The 18,311-nt window shown below is 39.5% G+C and carries 7 protein-coding genes; all 7 read left to right on the forward strand.

The window, feature by feature from the left end; genetic code table 11:
- The 7 genes from G611_RS15225 to G611_RS0105540 all read left to right on the forward strand — a co-directional run bounded on the left by G611_RS15225 (position 1) and on the right by G611_RS0105540 (position 18,133).
- Positions 1 to 4,794, forward strand: coding sequence for a response regulator (locus G611_RS15225; RefSeq protein WP_051195089.1), 4,794 nt, complete (start codon positions 1 to 3; stop codon positions 4,792 to 4,794).
- Between the two features lie 87 nt (positions 4,795 to 4,881).
- Positions 4,882 to 5,703, forward strand: coding sequence for an ATP-dependent sacrificial sulfur transferase LarE (gene larE, locus G611_RS0105515; RefSeq protein ID WP_028242777.1), 822 nt, complete (start codon positions 4,882 to 4,884; stop codon positions 5,701 to 5,703).
- A gap of 8 nt (positions 5,704 to 5,711) precedes the next feature.
- On the forward strand, positions 5,712 to 6,446 hold the full coding sequence (locus G611_RS0105520; RefSeq protein WP_028242778.1) for a tRNA threonylcarbamoyladenosine dehydratase: 735 nt from the start codon (positions 5,712 to 5,714) through the stop codon (positions 6,444 to 6,446).
- 12 nt (positions 6,447 to 6,458) lie between these two features.
- Positions 6,459 to 7,400, forward strand: a complete 942-nt coding sequence (locus G611_RS0105525) for a LysR family transcriptional regulator (protein WP_028242779.1) — start codon at positions 6,459 to 6,461, stop codon at positions 7,398 to 7,400.
- A gap of 12 nt (positions 7,401 to 7,412) precedes the next feature.
- Entirely contained in the window at positions 7,413 to 8,450 is a 1,038-nt protein-coding gene (locus tag G611_RS0105530; RefSeq protein WP_028242780.1) for a S66 family peptidase, read from the forward strand.
- Positions 8,451 to 8,645: 195 nt separating this feature from the next.
- The gene (locus G611_RS15230) at positions 8,646 to 15,494 is read left to right on the forward strand and encodes a family 43 glycosylhydrolase (protein ID WP_051195090.1); all 6,849 of its coding nucleotides are present in this window, start codon (positions 8,646 to 8,648) and stop codon (positions 15,492 to 15,494) included.
- 17 nt (positions 15,495 to 15,511) lie between these two features.
- Positions 15,512 to 18,133, forward strand: coding sequence for a LamG domain-containing protein (locus G611_RS0105540; protein ID WP_028242781.1), 2,622 nt, complete (start codon positions 15,512 to 15,514; stop codon positions 18,131 to 18,133).
- Positions 18,134 to 18,311: the final 178 nt, after the last annotated feature.

The raw sequence follows: 18,311 nt of genomic DNA on the forward strand, positions 1-18,311 counted from the left end.
ATGTCTTTAAAACTTTCTGAGCATGATATTAATTTATTAATATGCGGAACGATTTTTAATTTAATAGGTAGAACATTTGCTGGCCTTACTGGATTTCCAGGTTTACTTAACGTTACTGGAACTATGTATGCAGCTTATTTTGGTGGACCGGCTGTAGGTGCGTTTGTGGCTATTATTAGTAGTGCTATTTCTTCTATATTTGTTCATAGGGATTTATATGGAATTTTTGTTGAGTTTATATTTGCTTTATTAGTAGCATTTTCAGCTCGAAAAAATAAATACATATCTAGATTCTTTTCTGTTCTTAGTCTAGCTATGACATTAGGTATTGCCAGAGCAATTCCGATGACAGTTGTTAATGTAAACTTCTTTGAAGGCAAAACGGGACTGTTTTTGCCAGATGCCACTATAGATTTTCTTAATGTTTTGGGAACGCCATTTCTTTTTAGATCATTCATGGGAACATTCTATTATTGTTTTACAGACACATTAATAGGTCTATTACTAATATTCTTTGTTAGATTGTCAGTCAAGCAGTATACAAAAAGAAAAAATGCCATGAGATTGAAGAAGGCTTTAGGTAAGAAAGCAACCTTAGGTTTGCTGCTTGCTTGTACTCTTGCTCTGCCTTCAATCAATGTAAAGGCCGAGGATATAGGACACGAGAACTATGTTGCCAAGGTATATAACAATGAAAATGGTTTGGTAGGAGGCTGTGCAAACGACATAGTCCAAACTTCTGACGGTAGCATGTGGGTAGGTACCTATGGTGGACTATATAGATTTAACGGCAAAGATTTCCAGCTGCTTAATATCTTTAATTCTGTGAGATCAGTTCAATGTCTTCACGTAGATGAATCTGATAGATTGTGGGTAGGTACAAATGGTTCAGGTATAACTGTTTTGGACGATATGCTAAATGCTTACATCTTTGATGAAAGCAACGGACTTATGTCTAATACCGTTCACAAAATGGTAGAGGATACTGAACATCGAGTTTACGTTGCCACAACAAATGGAGTAGCTGTTGTTCATTATGAAGACGGTAAAGTTGTAGTTGATAAAGAATATCCTGAAATAGGTAATGTAGAAAGTATTTCTAGTAATGCCGGTAAAGTTGTAGCGGTTAATATGAAGGGACAGATAGCAGTATATAGCCCTTCAGATGCCGAGCCTGTTTCTTTTATAAAAGAAGGGGCGACCTGTGCAACCATGGGAAATGATGGTGCATTATATGTTGGAACAGATTATGAAACTATCTGCAAGTATCGTTTAAGTGATGGAAATTATGTACTTGAAAAGGAAGTTGCAGCAGAAGGTTTGATTTACATGCATAGCATACATTTTACAGATAGTGGCTATGCATATATAACATCTGATTCTGGAATTGGAACCATGGATGTAAAGATGAACGTAACATTCTTTAATCCAGGTGGTTTTGATAGTGCGGTAGAAGTTGTATACGAGGATTACCAGGGAAATATTTGGTTTACATCCTACAGAAGAGGATTGCTGTGTCTTAGCAAATCCAGTTTTATAGATTTGTTTAGCTTGTCTGGTGTTGCCCCATCGGTAGTTAATGCTATACATCAAATTGGCAACAAATTATACGTAGGAACAGATGATGGGCTAGTTATAATAGATAAAAATAAAATGGTAAGCATCGAAAATGATGTTACTGAATTTTATAAGAATTCAAGAGTCCGAAGTATGACTGAGGACGCCGATGGAAATCTTATTATTTTAGGTTACGGCAAGGATTTGATGGCTGTTTCAAAAACAGGAGAATTATTCCCTTATCTATCAGAGGGGGAATTTGTGGATAGGCGTCCAAGATTCGTATATACCATGGCCAGTGGTGAGGTTGTCATTTCGGCAGAGAGCGGTTTGCATTTTATAAAAAATAGAAGGCTAGAATGCACCATGGAGCTTTCCAAGGAACTTAGTCCAGACCAGATTCTGAATGTTTATGAGATGGATGATGGCTCTCTTCTTGCAGGAAGTGATGGGGATGGTTTAGAGATAATTAAGAACCACACTGTAACAGGAACTATTACTAAAAAGGATGGACTTTGCTCCAATGTAATCCTTAGAGTAGTAGACGACAAGCAATCTGATGGCATATTTGTTATGACAGGCAGTGGCTTTTGCTATGTATCCAAGGATTTTGAAATCACTGAGATAAATAATATTCCTTTTTATAATAATTACGATATGTATCAGGCTCAAGATGGCACCATATTTATTATGGGTGGAGCCGGAATATATGTAATCAGATATGATGCAATGATGTCAGGTGCCACTGCGGAAGCATGGGATTTATTAGATATTAAATCAGGCTTGCCAGGAAATCTTACCAGCAATGCATGGAATGCAGTTGATGATGATGGCATCATTTATCTATGCGGTAGTACAGGTGTATATAGACTTAATATTAACAACTATTCTATGAATGTTAGCAATTATAAGTCTAAGATTACTGGTATCACCTTAGATAATAAATATGTGACTATAACCAGCAACAATGAAATAGTTATTCCAAAGGGAGTTAAGAAAGTAGGAATTAATGTAGAGCTTAACAATTTCACTCCTACTGACCCTTATGTTAGATATTATCTGTATGGTGTAGACCAGGCCAAAACTAAAGTGCTATCCAGTGGACTTGGTACTATTTCATATTTCAATCTGCCACATGGACAGTATGACTTCCATATAGAAGTATTAGATGAAAATAATAGAATAATGAACGAGAAGGTTTATTCCATCATAAAAGAAAAGGAAATATACGAGACCACAGCTTTTAGAGTATATTTCTATTCAGTATTGGTGGCTATTATTCTTGTCATAGCTGCTTCTGCTATTAATGGTGCAGTTTACATGCTTACAAAACGTCAAAGTGCCGAGCATGAACTTATAGTTAGAAAGCTTCAGGATGAAAAGACTCAGGCTCTTGAGAAAGCCCTTCATATGGAGGAAGAGGCAAACAAGATGAAGTCTGAATTTTTAGCAAATATGTCTCATGAAATCAGAACCCCTATCAATGCAATCATTGGTATGGGCACCATGATTACAAGAGAATCCAAAGAGCAATCTACTAAGAGGTATGCAAGAGATATTAGAAATGCTAGTAAGACCTTGCTTGCTCTTATCAATGATATTTTGGACTTCTCAAAGATTGAGTCAGGTAACTTAGAGCTTGTTATGGGCGAATACGACTTGGGCGTTCTTGTTAACGATTTGGTTAACATGATACAGCCAAAGGCCGATGACAAGAAGTTAGATTTCATTGTTAATGTTGATGAAAACATTCCTAAGATGCTATATGGTGATGATGTTAGAATAGAACAAATCATCATTAACATCCTTAACAATGCTGTTAAATACACTAATCAGGGTTCTGTCACCTTCAATATGGGCTATGAACAGGTTTCAGAAGACCAGATAGAGCTTAAGGTTAGTATCACAGATACAGGTATCGGTATTAAGGAAGCGGATATTGAAAAGCTATTCTCTCCATATCAGCGTTTTGATGAACAGCGTAACAAGAAGGTAGAGGGTACTGGACTTGGTATGAGTATTACCAAGAGCCTTCTTGAAAAGATGAATAGTGTCCTTAACGTAACCAGCGTTTATGGTAAGGGCTCAACATTCGCTTTCACAATACTTCAGTCTGTTTGCGGAGAAGGCGTTATTGGCAACTTCAAAGAAAACAATGATTTTGGCGACAGAGAAAGCGAAATTGAAAAGTTCCATGCTAAGGAAGCTATCATCCTTGTTGTTGATGATGTGGAAATGAACCTTATCGTTGCAAAGAACCTGCTTAAGAGAATTCAGGTACAGATAGATACAGCATCATCTGGTACAGAAGCAATCGAAATGGCCAAGAATCGTAAATACGATATTATCTTTATGGATGCAATGATGCCAGGTCTTAGCGGTGAGGAATCTATGCAGCGCATCAGACAGGAGTGCAAGATAAATTGGGAAACACCAATCATCGTACTTACTGCAAATGCTATAAAGGGTGCCAGAGAAGAATACATTGAAGCAGGCTTTGATGATTATCTTTCTAAACCAATTGATGGTATCCAGTTTGAAGACATTATTGAAAAATATCTACCTGAGGGCAAGATTGAACCTGTTACTGAGGGTACAGCCTTTACTGTGGACGAAGAGCAGAAGAAGGGTACTATTGAAGATGTCTTCAGAAAAGAGCTATTCATGGAAGTGGATAAGGGTATTGAAGCCAGCGGAGACGAGGACACATATCTTATCGTTTGCCGAAGCTTCTATGATACAGCTTTAGAGAAGATAAAGCTTATCAAGGAATACTTTGAAACAAAGGACGTGAAAAACTATACCATTCAGGTTCATGCCCTAAAGTCATCTGCAAGACTTATCGGTGCAACGGATTTATCTGAAAAGGCCTATAAGCTTGAAATGGCAGGCAAAGAAAATGATATGGATTACATCAGTGCCAATACAGAGGAGATTCTGTTCATCTACAAATATCTATATGATAGAATGAACAGCTTCTACAGTGCGGTTGAAGAGAAGGCTAAAGAAGAGACTGTAGCTGAAGACAATCGTGAGCCAATATCTGAAAGCGATTTAGAGGATGCATTTTCTGCTCTAAAGGAGCTTTCACAGCAAATGGATTACGATGGTGCTAAATCTGTATTAGACATGCTATCTGAATATAAGCTACCAGACGAATCGGTGTCAAAGGTGGATGAATTAAACAAAGCCTTAAAGAACTATGACTGGGATGCAGTGGAGGCTGTATTAGGGTAAAGATAATTATAAATACAAGTAGGTTCGCATTGACCTACTTGTATTTTTTTGCTATTATCCTACTAAAAGGGTAGGTAAAAGGGGCTAATGGATAAAAATATATTAGAAAAATACGATAAATTAAAGGATTACCTTAGGGGGCTAGGCAGTGTTGCCGTGGCCTTTTCTAGTGGGGTAGATTCTACCTTTCTTTTGTATGCGGCAGTAGATGCTTTAGGTGAGGCGGCCTTGGCTGTGACAGCTGTATCTTATTTGTTTCCAGTTAGAGAAAAAAATGAATCAGAGGATTTTTGTAAAAAGCTTGGGGTGAAGCAGATACAGCTTCAAGTGGATGAACTGAGCGTTGAAGGCTTTGCAGCTAACCCTAAAGATAGATGCTATATTTGCAAGAAGGATTTGTTTTCAAAGATTATTGCGGTATCTAAGGACAATGGAGTAGACTATGTGGTAGAAGGCTCCAATCTGGATGACGAAGGAGATTATCGTCCAGGACTAAAGGCTATAGCAGAGCTTCAGGTGAAAAGTCCTCTTAGAGAGATAGGCTTCACTAAGGCTGAAATTCGTGCTCTTTCAAAAGAGTTTGGTCTTGCTACAGCAGACAAGCCATCCTTTGCATGTCTTGCCAGCAGATTTCCTTATGGTGAAACTATATCTGCAGACAAGCTTGTCATGGTGGATAAGGGAGAGCAACTTCTTTTGGATGAAGGCTTTAGACAGTTTAGAGTAAGAATCCATGGAGATAATCTGGCCAGGATTGAGCTTTTACCAGAGGATATAAATAGAATGCTTGATGAGGAGATTCGAAATCGTATATACGATAATTTTAAAGCCTTTGGCTTTACCTATGTATCGCTTGATTTAAAGGGATATCGCATGGGCAGTATGAATGAAGTATTAAAAAATAAATAGAGGTAAAGATGTTAAATCAGTTTTCTAGAACAGAGCTTCTTCTAGGTCATAGCGCCATGGAAGAGTTAAAAAATAAAAAAGTAGCCATATTTGGAATTGGCGGTGTAGGGGGCTACGTGTGTGAGGCCCTGGTTAGAAGTGGCGTGGGTCATTTTGAAATCATCGATAATGATGATGTTAGTCTTACAAATATCAATCGTCAAATCATAGCTACACATTCCACAGTAGGCAGGCTAAAGGTTGATGTTATGAAGGAGCGTATGCTTGATATTAACCCTGAGGTGGATGTGGTAGCACGCCAGTGCTTTTATCTTCCAGATAATGCAGATGAGTTTGATTTTACCAGCTATGATTATGTTGTAGATGCAGTGGATACTGTAACAGCAAAGCTTTCTATTATCTGCAGATGTAAGGAACTGGGAGTTCCTGTTATAAGCAGCATGGGAACTGGTAACAAATTAAATCCAGCAGCCTTTGAAATTGCAGATATTTATGATACAACCATGTGTCCTTTGGCAAAGGTTATGCGAAAGGAACTGAAAAAAAGAGATATTGATTCGCTTAAGGTGGTTTATTCCAAGGAAAAGCCAGTGGAACAGGCTTCGGATGTAACAGAGGTAGAAGAGCCTTCAGCTGGCAGACGTTCTATTCCTGGTTCTACAGCTTTTTGTCCACCCGTGGCAGGGCTTATTCTTGCCAGCGAAGTGATAAAGGATTTAACAGGCACATTTTCACGAGACTAGAGGGAGACTAATATGACAATTCAACAAGTGCTATATGCTCTTACTATTGAAGAGTATGGTTCGATGAACAAGGCAGCTGAAAAGCTTTATATAGTTCAGCCTACACTTACAAGCGCTATCCAGGAATTGGAAAACGAAATTGGAATTACAATATTTATGCGTACCAATAAGGGTGTTATTGTTACACCTGAGGGGGCAGAATTTTTAGATGATATTAGAGGGTTTTATCGACAGTACGATATTGTAATGCAAAAGTATAAAGATGAGGGAACCTACAAAAGAAAGTTTGGTGTTTCCACACAGCACTATACCTTTGCTGTTCGCGCATTTGTCGATACTGCAAAAGAATATGATATGAATCAGTTTGATTTTGCTTTGCGAGAAACTACAACTCATAGCATTATCAAGGATGTAAGTAATCTTAAAAGTGAAATCGGAATTTTGTATATAAGCGATTATAATCGCAAGGCTCTGACTAAGCTTTTTAACGAGCATGCGGTGGAGTTTCATTCGCTGATTAAGTGTAGAGCCTTCGTATATTTGTGGCACGAGCATCCACTTGCAAAACAGGAATCCATCGGCTTTGAGGATTTGAAGAATTACCCTTGTATGTATTTCGAGCAGGGAGATAACAGTGAATATTTAGCAGAGGAGATTCTTAGTGAAAACATCTATCCTCAGACCATCCGTGTTACAGATCGTTCTACAATGCTTAATCTGGTAAAAGCCATGAACGGTTATACACTTTGCTCAGGAATCGTGTGGGGCGATTACAACGGTGACGGTTATATCGTTGTGCCTTACAGAGAGGACGAGGAAAATCCAAATAGTATTATGGAAATCGGCTACATTACAAAGAAGAATGCTGTAATGAGTAAAATCGGAGTCAGATATCTGGAAGAAATAGATAAGGCTTTGGCACAGATAGATAAATCAGTAATTTACGAAGATTAATAGGGAGATGTCATGAGATATCCAGATTATTTAAAAGAGGATGGTACAATTGGATTGGTTGCACCATCCTTTGGTTGTACCTTTGAACCATATAAAAGTTGCATGGACGCAGCCATAAAACGTTTTGAAAAAATGGGCTATAAAATAGTGGAAGGCCCAAACTGTAGAAGAGATGATGGTGTCGGCATCAGCTCCACTCCAGAAAACTGTGGCCATGAGCTTACAGATTATTACTGCAGTGGGGATAACGATGTTTTGATTTCCTGCGGTGGTGGAGAACTCATGTGTGAAACACTTGATTATGTGGATTTTGATGCGGTCAAAAAAGCTAATCCAAAGTGGTACATGGGTTATTCTGACAACACTAATTTTACATTCCTACTTAATACAATCTGTGACACAGCTTCAATCTATGGTCCATCTATTGGTGCTTTTGGAATGAGAGAGCTTCATCCAGCTTTGGAAGATGCCATAAAGGCTTTTACAGGAAAGCTGGATAAGGTGTCAGGCTATGATAAGTTTGAGCTTGAATCTTTAAAGGATGAGGAGCATCCATTTGCTTCTTATAATCTTACTGAGAAAAAAGAGCTAAGGCTTTTTATGGGTGACAATGAGATGAATCGTCTTCCTGAATTCAGCGGAAGAATAACTGGTGGATGTCTTGATTGTCTGGCTAATTTAGTAGGAACAAAATATGACAATGTAAAAGCCTTCAATGAAAAATACAAGGATGAGGGCATCGTCTGGTTCCTGGAGGCCTGTGACCTTAATGTTATGTCTATAAGACGAGCTATCTGGAATCTAGATAGAGCAGGCTGGTTCAAATACACTAAGGGCTTTATTATCGGAAGACCTCTTGCAGGATGGAAGCAGGAGATGATGGGTCTTGACCAGTACAATGCAGCAACAGGTATCCTTGGCAAATATAATGTGCCAATAGTAATGGATGCTGATGTGGGACATCTTCCACCTGCAATGCCTATTATTTCGGGAGCCAAGGCAGATGTTAGCTGCGATGGTAGTAATGTAACACTTTTGTACAAAATGTAGATTTTATTTTAAAAGAAAGTAGATTTTTTTACGAAAACTCGAACGAAAAACTTAATAAGAAATCCTATTTACTCAAAAATATCACTGGACTAATATCTAAACTAGAACCGTTGTATTGCTACGGATTGGGGCTTGTAGCACTACAGCATAATCTAGCAATGGACATTAGTCCAAATTTTTTATGGGGGAATAGTGATGATGCAAAAAGAGAACTTTAAACGTCTCTTGGCAGCAGCTCTTGCACTTTCAATGACCTGGTCGGGTGGATTACCTGGCTCAGGTCTTTCTTTAGTGCAAGCAACTGAAGTCGACGAGATGGATGTAGAGGAATCTACAGAAGAAAAGCAAGACGTCACAACAGACGACGAAGAAGTTCCTGAGTCTACTGAAACCTCTGAGGATGCAGCTGAAGAAGAGGGTGAAGCTGCAAAAGATGCTGAAACTGATGTTGAATCAGAAGAAGAGGAAGAAGATGTAGAGGAAGAAGAGGATCTTCTAAAGGAGAAGAAGCTTTTAGAAGAAAAGAAAGAAGAGGAAGAGTCAGAAGAATTAAAGCTTATTGCTAACTTCGATTTCGAAAATCTATCTGACAATGACGATATTACAGGCGGTGGCGCAAAGGCTACAGGTACATATAGTGTAGTTGACAGCTACGGAGAAAGTGGAAAGGCTATTTCGCTTTCTGACAGCAAAAAGCAGTTTTTAAATGTTACCAAAGAAAATGGTGACAGCCTGCTTAAAGGATGTAAATCAGTTTCATTGTCATTTGATGCCAATGTTGGAAGAACTGGTACAGATTGGTTATTCTATGCAGCCCCAAACACAAATCCACAGTCTTCGCCTGAATATTATTTAGGTGTAGCCAACATCGCCTCAAAGCTTACCATTGAGCATTTCAAAAATGGTAGAAACGGTGCAACTACAAATACACCACTGGCAATAAACACATGGGTGCATGTAGATGTTGTTTATTCACAGGATGAAACTATCGTTTATGTGGATGGAGAAAAGAAATCTTCATTCTCATCTGATAACAAGCTTGAAGATATCTTAGGAGAAACTCCAATTACTTATATTGGTAAAGCTAATTGGGGTTCTGGAGAATACTGCAGAGCATATCTTGATAACTACAAGATTTATCAGGGCAAGCTGACAGACTCAGATGTGGCAGACCTTTATCAGGCTTTCTTAGATAAAAAGGTTGGTCAGGCAACAGCTGTTGATTTTTCACTTAATATGGGATATGTAACAGAGGATATCAAGCTTCCTTCAGAATATGATGGCAAGAAAATTACTTGGACCTCTAGCGATGAGGCGGCCTTGACAAATGATGGTAAGGTCACAAGAGGAAGTAAGAATAAAGAGGTAACTCTTACAGCTACAATCGATGGAGAGGATAAGGATTTCAAGGTTGTAGTTTTAAGTGAAGGCGAGGATGTTGTTACCTATGTCAGCAACAATCCAGCTGTTGGACAGGATGGCGGTATGAAGATTGCTGCTGGAAAGTCTGGTAGCTTTACAGCTCTTCACAAGAATCAGCCTATTATGTACACTGGGCTGGGTAGTAAGGCATATCAAAGCCCAGTTGTACTTAGAGCAGCAGATGGAAAGAGCTTTTACATGGTTGCAGCAGATGGACCTTCAGGAAATCTGATTGTATATGAAACCAAGAATTTAATTAATTACAGCAACGAAAGATTAATTGAGACTGGTTCATCAGCATCTAATATAAAGGATATCGATGCCGTTTATGATATGACAGATGAGCGCTACGAAATTTATCTTAAGACAAATGACGGAGCTTACCTTGTTACATCAAAGGATATGGTTAACTTTGACAAGGCAATCTTAATTGAAGGCTACGATTTTTCAGAGGTTAAGAATGCCACATCAGATGCGGTAACAGCTAATAAGCTAGGCCTTACAAAGGATGAATATGATGTTGTTGTAGAAAAGTTTACAAACCCATACAACACATCTCTTTCAACAATAAAGAATGAGGATATTAAGGTTGATGCCATGACCTCAGAGGAAGAATTCAGAGAGCTCCTTGATAAGTATATTTCAAAGAATACAGTTAAGGCTGAATATTCTGATGGAACAAAGAAGGAATACTCTCTTAGATTCACAGAGGATAGCATTGAAAATGTTGACCTTGAGCTTCCTGGCACCTACACACTTGAAGGTGTGATTGGCGGTTCTGGAAACTTTACAGACGCAGCTGACCCACTTGTTCCTGAAAGAGCAGATCCATACGTTGTTTATAACAAGGACGATGGATACTACTATTTCACAGCATCTTACCCAATGGTAGGAAGCGGAGACAAGGATGGTTACGACAGAATCATTCTTAGAAGAGCAAAGACAATTGCAGGCCTTGCAAACGCTGAGGAGGTTGCAGTTTGGGATGAGAACACATCAAAATCTCTTGGCAGATTTATCTGGGCACCGGAGATGCATAAGATTGGCGACAGTTGGTATTTAGTTGCAACAGCAGGTCTTAACACAGGCAATGGCACCACATTTAACATCAGACCATTCATGATTAAGTTTGAAGGAAATCCTAAGAAGGACAGCATGTTAGATGCTGACAAATGGGGTCAGCCAGAGCTGGTTAAGCCGGTTAGCGGTGACAATGTATTAAATGCAATGTCACTTGATATGACATATTTTGAGGCAGATGGAAAGCACTATCTCATTTGGGCTGACGAGACAAAGAATTCTCAGAACCCAGATGGACTTAGCTACTTATTCATCGCAAGCATAGACCCTGAAAATCCTACACAGCTTACAAGCAAGGCAAAGCTTCTTACAAAGCCAGAATTTGCTTGGGAGCTTGTTAGATATAAAGTAAACGAAGGACCTGGAGTATTCAAAAAGGATGGAAAGGTTTACATGACCTTCTCTGCATCAGGTACAGGTTCTGAATACTGCGTAGGTCTTATGTATGCAGATGAAAATGCAGATTTGCTAGATATAAGCAATTGGACAAAGCTTCCATATCCAATCCTTACAAGCTCTGACTTTGATGATGAGGTTTCAGGTCCTGGTCACAACTCATTTACCTATGATGAGAATGGAAATCTTGTAATTGTATATCATGCAAGAGAATCAAAGACACATGCCACTCATTCAGGTGACCCACTTTACGATCCATGCAGAAATGCTTATGTAAAGACAGTTCTATTTGATGAGGATGGACTTCCAATCTTTAATCTTAGTGATACAGATTTCATCAAGGATGGAGATAAGTTCAAGGTAAATGTTGTAGTTGAAGGTGAAGAAATAAAGGCTGAGCCAGTTCTTCAGTATGACTTTAACGATGGTCTTACAAAGAACGCCATCAAGGATGCATCTGGAAATGGCAACGATGGTAAGGTTGTAAAGGGACAGGTAGTAGAAGACAAGGATTACGGCAAGGTTCTTTACTTAGACGGTGACACATCAGTTGGTGGTCACAATGCTTATCTTGAATTCCCTAAGGGATTCTTTGATGGCAGAGACAAGATGACTATTTCCTTCGATGTTAACGAGGTTACACGTACAGGAAATTACTTTACATTTACAACAGGACAGGATAACAGCAAGTATCTATTCTACAAAGCAATGCCAACAGCTGAAAAGCTTGCTATTACAAAAGAAAGCAGTGGCGGCGAAAAGAAGGTTGAGGCATCAGCTAAATATCCAAACACATCAAGAACCTGGATCAACATCACCATCGTAATGGATGGAAACAAGATGTCACTTTACAGAGATGGCAAGCTTATCGGTGTTAACAAAAACACAGGTGTTAAAATTTCTGATTTAGGAGAGGATTTGTTAGGTTACCTTGGCAAGTCATTCTACTCAGGAGATGCTTATTTCAGAGGATATTTTGACAACGTAAAGGTATACGAAAGAGCCTACAAGGCAGATGATGTTGCACGCCTTTACACAGCAGGTAAGGTTGCACGCTTACAGGAAATCGGTGATGTTGAATATGTAGCAAACAATTACGTGATTCCTGATATGAACAAAATCAAGGGTAACATTTCCCTTCCAGATGAGATTAATGGAGTATCTGTTTCATGGTCATCATCTGATGAAAAAGTAATCAGCACAAAGGTAAAGGCAAATAAGGGTTATGACAGCACACCAGCAGGCGTTGTAACAAGACAGTCTGAGGACACAAAGGTAACTCTTACAGCAACCTTTAAGAAGAATGATGTATCAGTAACAAAGGCTTACGATTGTACAGTTGTTGCTGCACCAAAGGCTGTTGATGAATATGTAGGATATCTATTCGTTCATTTCACAGGAACAGAAGGGGCAGCTACAGATGAGCAGGTTTACTTCTCAGTTTCAAAGGATGGATTTAACTGGGAGGATTTGAACAACAACAATCCAATCATCGAAAGCACAATCGGTGAAAGTGGACTTAGAGACATGTACATCGCTCGTACTCCAGAGGGAGACAAGTTCTACATGATTTCTACTGACCTTAGCATCTACCATAACAGAGACTGGGGTCAGGCAGGTAGCAACGGTAGCCATAGCATCGTTGTTTGGGAATCAAACGATTTAGTTCACTGGTCTAAGCCATGGCTTGCAGAAATTGCTCCAGAAAACGCTGGCTGCACATGGGCACCAGAATTTGTTTATGATGATGTGACAGGTGAATATGTTGTTTATTGGTCTGCAACAAGATTAGAGGTAGACGAGAACGAGAAGATTACTCAGGATTATGAGAACCACGCAATCTACTATGCAAAGACTCGTGACTTTGTTCATTTCACAGAACCACAGCTTTATCACGAGGGCGGAAGAGATGCCAGTGAAAAGATTATCAAGGTAATCGATTCAACAATGATTAAGGGCAACGATGGCAAGTACTATCGTTACACAAAGAATGAGTCAAACGGCTCAATCAAGATTGACGTTGCTGACAACGTACTTGGTCAGTTTACAGATATTAATTCTAAGTTCTTAGATAAGACCTTGCCTGGTAAGGTTGGTGCAGTAGAAGGACCTATCATCTTCAAGTTAAATGAGAAGAATGAAGAAGGTAAGGATCAGTGGTGCCTGCTCATCGATAGATTTGCTAGAGGACAGGGCTACTATCCAGTAGTAACTACTGATTTGGCATCAGGTGATTTTGAATTCGTATCTGATGATAAGCTCGGTTCATACAACAAGATTAAATATCGTCATGGTTACGTAATGCCAATTACAGCTGATGAGTATTCAGCTCTTACAGGCAGTGACTGGAATGATTTTGAGGATGCCGAGGAAGTTACATTAGAAAAGAGTAAATCAGGCAACCCAATGCTTGGCTTTGATGAAAATGGTGATGTGCTTTACGGTGGTGACCCATCTATCTTAGTTGATGGTGATACAGTATATGCATATGTTGGCCACGACACATCTACAAATGAAAGCTATAAGATGCCTGATTGGAGATGCTATTCTTCAAAGGATATGAAGAATTGGAAGTATGAGGGCGAATATCTTAACGATTCTGACATCAGCTGGGTACAGGATAAGAACAGTGCATGGGCTGGTCAGGTGGTTAAGTACGGCGACAAGTATTACTTCTACTATTGCTCAGAGGCAAAGAGCAGCTACGGCGGTGGCAAGTGCATCGGTGTTGCAGTATCTGATTCACCAACAGGTGGATTTAAGGATATTGGACATCCACTTGTTAAGAACATTGATACCTACAATGGTGTATCTACTTGGGAAGACATCGACCCAACCTTCTGGATTGAGAAGGATGAAAAGGGAGTAGAGCATAGAATCCTTGGATGGGGTAATGTTCGTTTCTTCAATTGCGAATTAAACGAGGACATGATTTCTATCAAGGATCAGGATGGTGATGAGGATAAGCTTACAGTTGAGAAGGCATCTGACAAAAAGAATGCTGATATCAAGGTTGGTGTAATCAAGGGAATGCCTTCAGGACATCAGTTTACAGAAGCTCCTTATTACTATAAGCATAACGTAAACGGCAAGGATCGTTACTACATGTTCTTCGCTTACGATTGGCGTGAGCAGATGGCTTATGCATATTGTGACAGCTTAGAAGATTTCCTTAACAATGAATGGACCTTCGGCGGCGTTGTAATGGAGCCTTCAGCTACATCTAACACAAACCACATGGCAGTATTCGATTTCAAGGGACATACATATTTCGTTTACCATGACGGAAGTCTTCCACACGGTAGTGGCTTCAGAAGAGTTGCCTGCTGCGAGGAGTTCAAGGTAAATGAGGATGGCTCAATCCCATACATCAAAAAGACTGCAGTAGGTTTAACAGGAACAGTAAGTAAGATTTACGATTACTACAAGAATCCTATCTACGTTCAGGAGTTTGAAAACACATTAAGCGACAGCGACTATCCAATGACTGGAAAGAAGGTTGGCTGTGACAGCAAATATGATGGCGAAACAGCTGAGTGGGAAATCAATCCTGGTAAGCTTAATAAGAACAATGAAGCTCTTGTTTCACTTGAATCAAATTACAAGCCAGGTATGTATCTTACAGTTGGCAAGGCTTTAGCTGATGGAAGTTACAATCTTGTTCTTTCACAGGATGTAAATGGAACCACAGATGAAGCAAAGTCTATGACCTTCAGAACAATCAAGGGATTAAATGGTAGAGGCGTAACATTTGAAAGTGCTCTTTACCATGGCTTCTATATCGCATCAGTAGGCGGCAAGCTTATTCTTACAGAAACACCTGATAAGAATGCAGCAAGCTTCAATACTGAAAAGATTGCAGAAGGCGGCCAGATTGCAGCAGAGACTATCAAGTCAGCAAAGGTTCGCAAGACTGTAAGAATGTACGCTGTGGGCGAGACTGTTTCAGATGGTGATATCAGAATCAGAGCTACTCTTGATAACGGAAGCAAGGTAACAATTAAGGACGGTATTAAGCTTGAGATTCCAGCAGATGTAACAGCGGCTACTGGTAAGAAAGAGCTTAAGGCAACATATTCTTACATGGGTAATGAATATGAGACAACAGTTGTTATCAATGTAGTAGACAAGGAATATAAGGATTAGAAGCAAGGAGAATGATGATGAAAAATAAAAAGAAATTTTATGGGCTTATAGCTGGCGTCACTTTACTTGCTTTGGCAACACCTTTTATAGGAGCAAGTATTGCAAAGGCTGATACTTTACATAGACATTTGGTTGCCTGGTACGATTTTAATGACGGCACCCTTACAAACAGTAAGGGTGAGAGCCTTGCAACACCAATTGTAAAGGGCCTTGGAGGCTACAACGGGGAAGTAAAATACGATGCCAATAGAGATGAAAATATCGCAGGACATTCATTAAGACTTGATGGCAAATATGGCGTTAAATTAAACACAAAGAACCTTGGGGCAAACTATTCAGTATCACTTTGGGTAAAGCCAGAGAAAAAGGTTCCTGTGAATACACCAGTTGTTTTTGTTGGATATCATGACCCAGAGCTTTGGTATTCAGTTTCTGGAAATGATGATAATAACAGATTGAAATTCTGGTACAACAATGGTGCTGAATTTAAGTGGGTTACAAAAACCTATGCCGATTATGATGCTGCCCAGTGGCACCACATAGTATTAACAGCTGATGGAAAAGAAAACAAAGCATATTTTGATGGAAAGCTTTTATCCACAGATCAGTTCCTTGAAGTTATGAATGGTGAAAACCAGGATATTATCCTTGGAGCTAACAATTGGGATAACTGCTACAACGGTCTTATTGATGATGTAATGGTTTATGACCGTACTATATCAGCTGATGAGGTAAACAGGTTGTTTACTGATGACATTAAGCCAGTTGAGTCTGCTGACAAGGATATTGAGAAAAATCTTGTTTCATCCTACGATTTTGAAAATGGTATTGGTGATGCCAAAGCTATCGTAAAGGGCATGGGTGCTTATAACGGTGAAATAACATACGTTGATGGAATCAACGGCAAGGCAGTGGATTTCAACGATTTTGGTTTGGACCTTGGAAACAAGATTAATGGAACAGACTTTACAATTACATTTTCTGTTTGCCCAGACAAATCTCAGGCTGACAATCAGGTATTGATGTTACTGGGATATCATAATAAAGAGCACTGGCTGGCGTTATCTGGCGATGGCGCAGACCAGGAGTACAGGCTCTGGGGTAGAACAGATGGAGTAAAGACTATTGGAAATGCCAAGCCAATGAGCTGGACAACAGTAGGTAATCCTACGGTTCCAAATGGTGTTTGGTCACAGGTAGCACTTGTTGGTACAGATGGCAAAATTACCATGTACGTAGATGGCAAGAAGGTTGTAAGTGGCATATCTAACAACCCATTAGGCAGTGAAAAGGATTCTATTCTTTTTGGTGCTAACAATTGGGATGCTTGCTTTGATGGAAAGGTTGATGACATCAAGATTTACAACAAGGCAATGAGCGAAGGTACTGTTGAGGACATTGCAGAAGATTTTAAAGTAAACAGAGTTCAGCGCAGCTTAGAGCTGGCATGTAGTTTTGATGCAATCAAGGGTAATAACACAGATGCAGGTCAGATTAGATATGACCTTTCTCTTCCAACATCTGTGCTTGGCAGCAGCATCACCTGGAAGTCATCTGATGAATCAGTGATTTCAAATAAGGGTGTAGTTGCTATTGATAACAAGAAGCATGAGGTTTCATTAACAGCTGATGTAAAGGTTGATGGTGTAAAGGGACATGTAGAGCTTAAGCTTGTAGTTGACGCTCTTGATAAGACCACATTAAATGCTCTTATTGAAACTGCTGAGGGGTATGACCTTACATTCATGACAGAGGAATCTGCAGACAGACTTCGAAGTGCTATTGCAGAAGCAAAGGCTGCAACATCCTTCGATGAGATTGACAATGCAACTCTTCACATCGAAAGCTCAATCAAGGCGCTTACACCAGCAGATGAGTATGAAGATCCATTTGACATGATTCCAGAATCAAAGGTTGAATTAACCATGAAGCCAGGTGAGGAGCAGGTATTATTCGTTCTTCCAGATGCTATCGAAAAGATGGTTAAGGTAGAGTACACATCTAATGATGAAGCAGTAAGCTTTGAAGATGGCAAGGCTAAGGCAGTTGCAGTTGGAAAGGCTATTGTGACAGCAAAGGTTACAGCTGTTAGTGATGGATTTGCTATGGACTATTCTACAGCAGTAAAGGTTGCTGAGGATGAGCCTGTCACACCAGCACCAAGCGGTGGCTCAAGCTCAGGTAGTGGCTCAAGCTCAGGCGGTGGTTCAAGCTCAAGCAGCGGCTCAGGTTCTTCAAGCAGCACTGGTTCAGGTGCAGCAGCATCTACACCAGCTACAACACCAACAGTTGCAGGCACTACAAATGCTCAAACACAGATTCCAGATGCTCAGGTTCCTGCAGCAGGTGGCAGCCAGTCTGCTAAGCCTAATAACAACAAGGTTGATGAAAAGGCTGAGGAAAAGGTAGACGAGCAGGTAGTTGAGAATGATGATGAGACTGTAGATGATGCAGCTTCTGATACAACAGATGATGAAGCTGTTGATGAAACAGAAGAGACAACTATTGACGAAGAACAGACTCCTGAAGCTGGCGAAGCTTCTGGAACAAGCCCAGTAGCACTCATAATCGCATTCATAGCTGTTATTGGTGCAGCAGTTCTTGCTCTTCTTATTAAGTTAGGAATTGTGAAACTATAAATAAAAAGAATTATAGCTTTTTAAACCAGGGAAATATTTCCCTGGTTTTTTTAATCAGAATATTTACAAACTAAAACGTTTAAGTTATTATAATAATTGAAATGACAGAAAATACTCACAATTAAATAAAGTAGACAGATAAAAGCCAAATAAATCAAAATGAGTTTTTATACTCACA

It is taken from the genome of Pseudobutyrivibrio ruminis AD2017 (assembly GCF_000424305.1).
Taxonomy (GTDB): domain Bacteria; phylum Bacillota; class Clostridia; order Lachnospirales; family Lachnospiraceae; genus Pseudobutyrivibrio; species Pseudobutyrivibrio ruminis_B.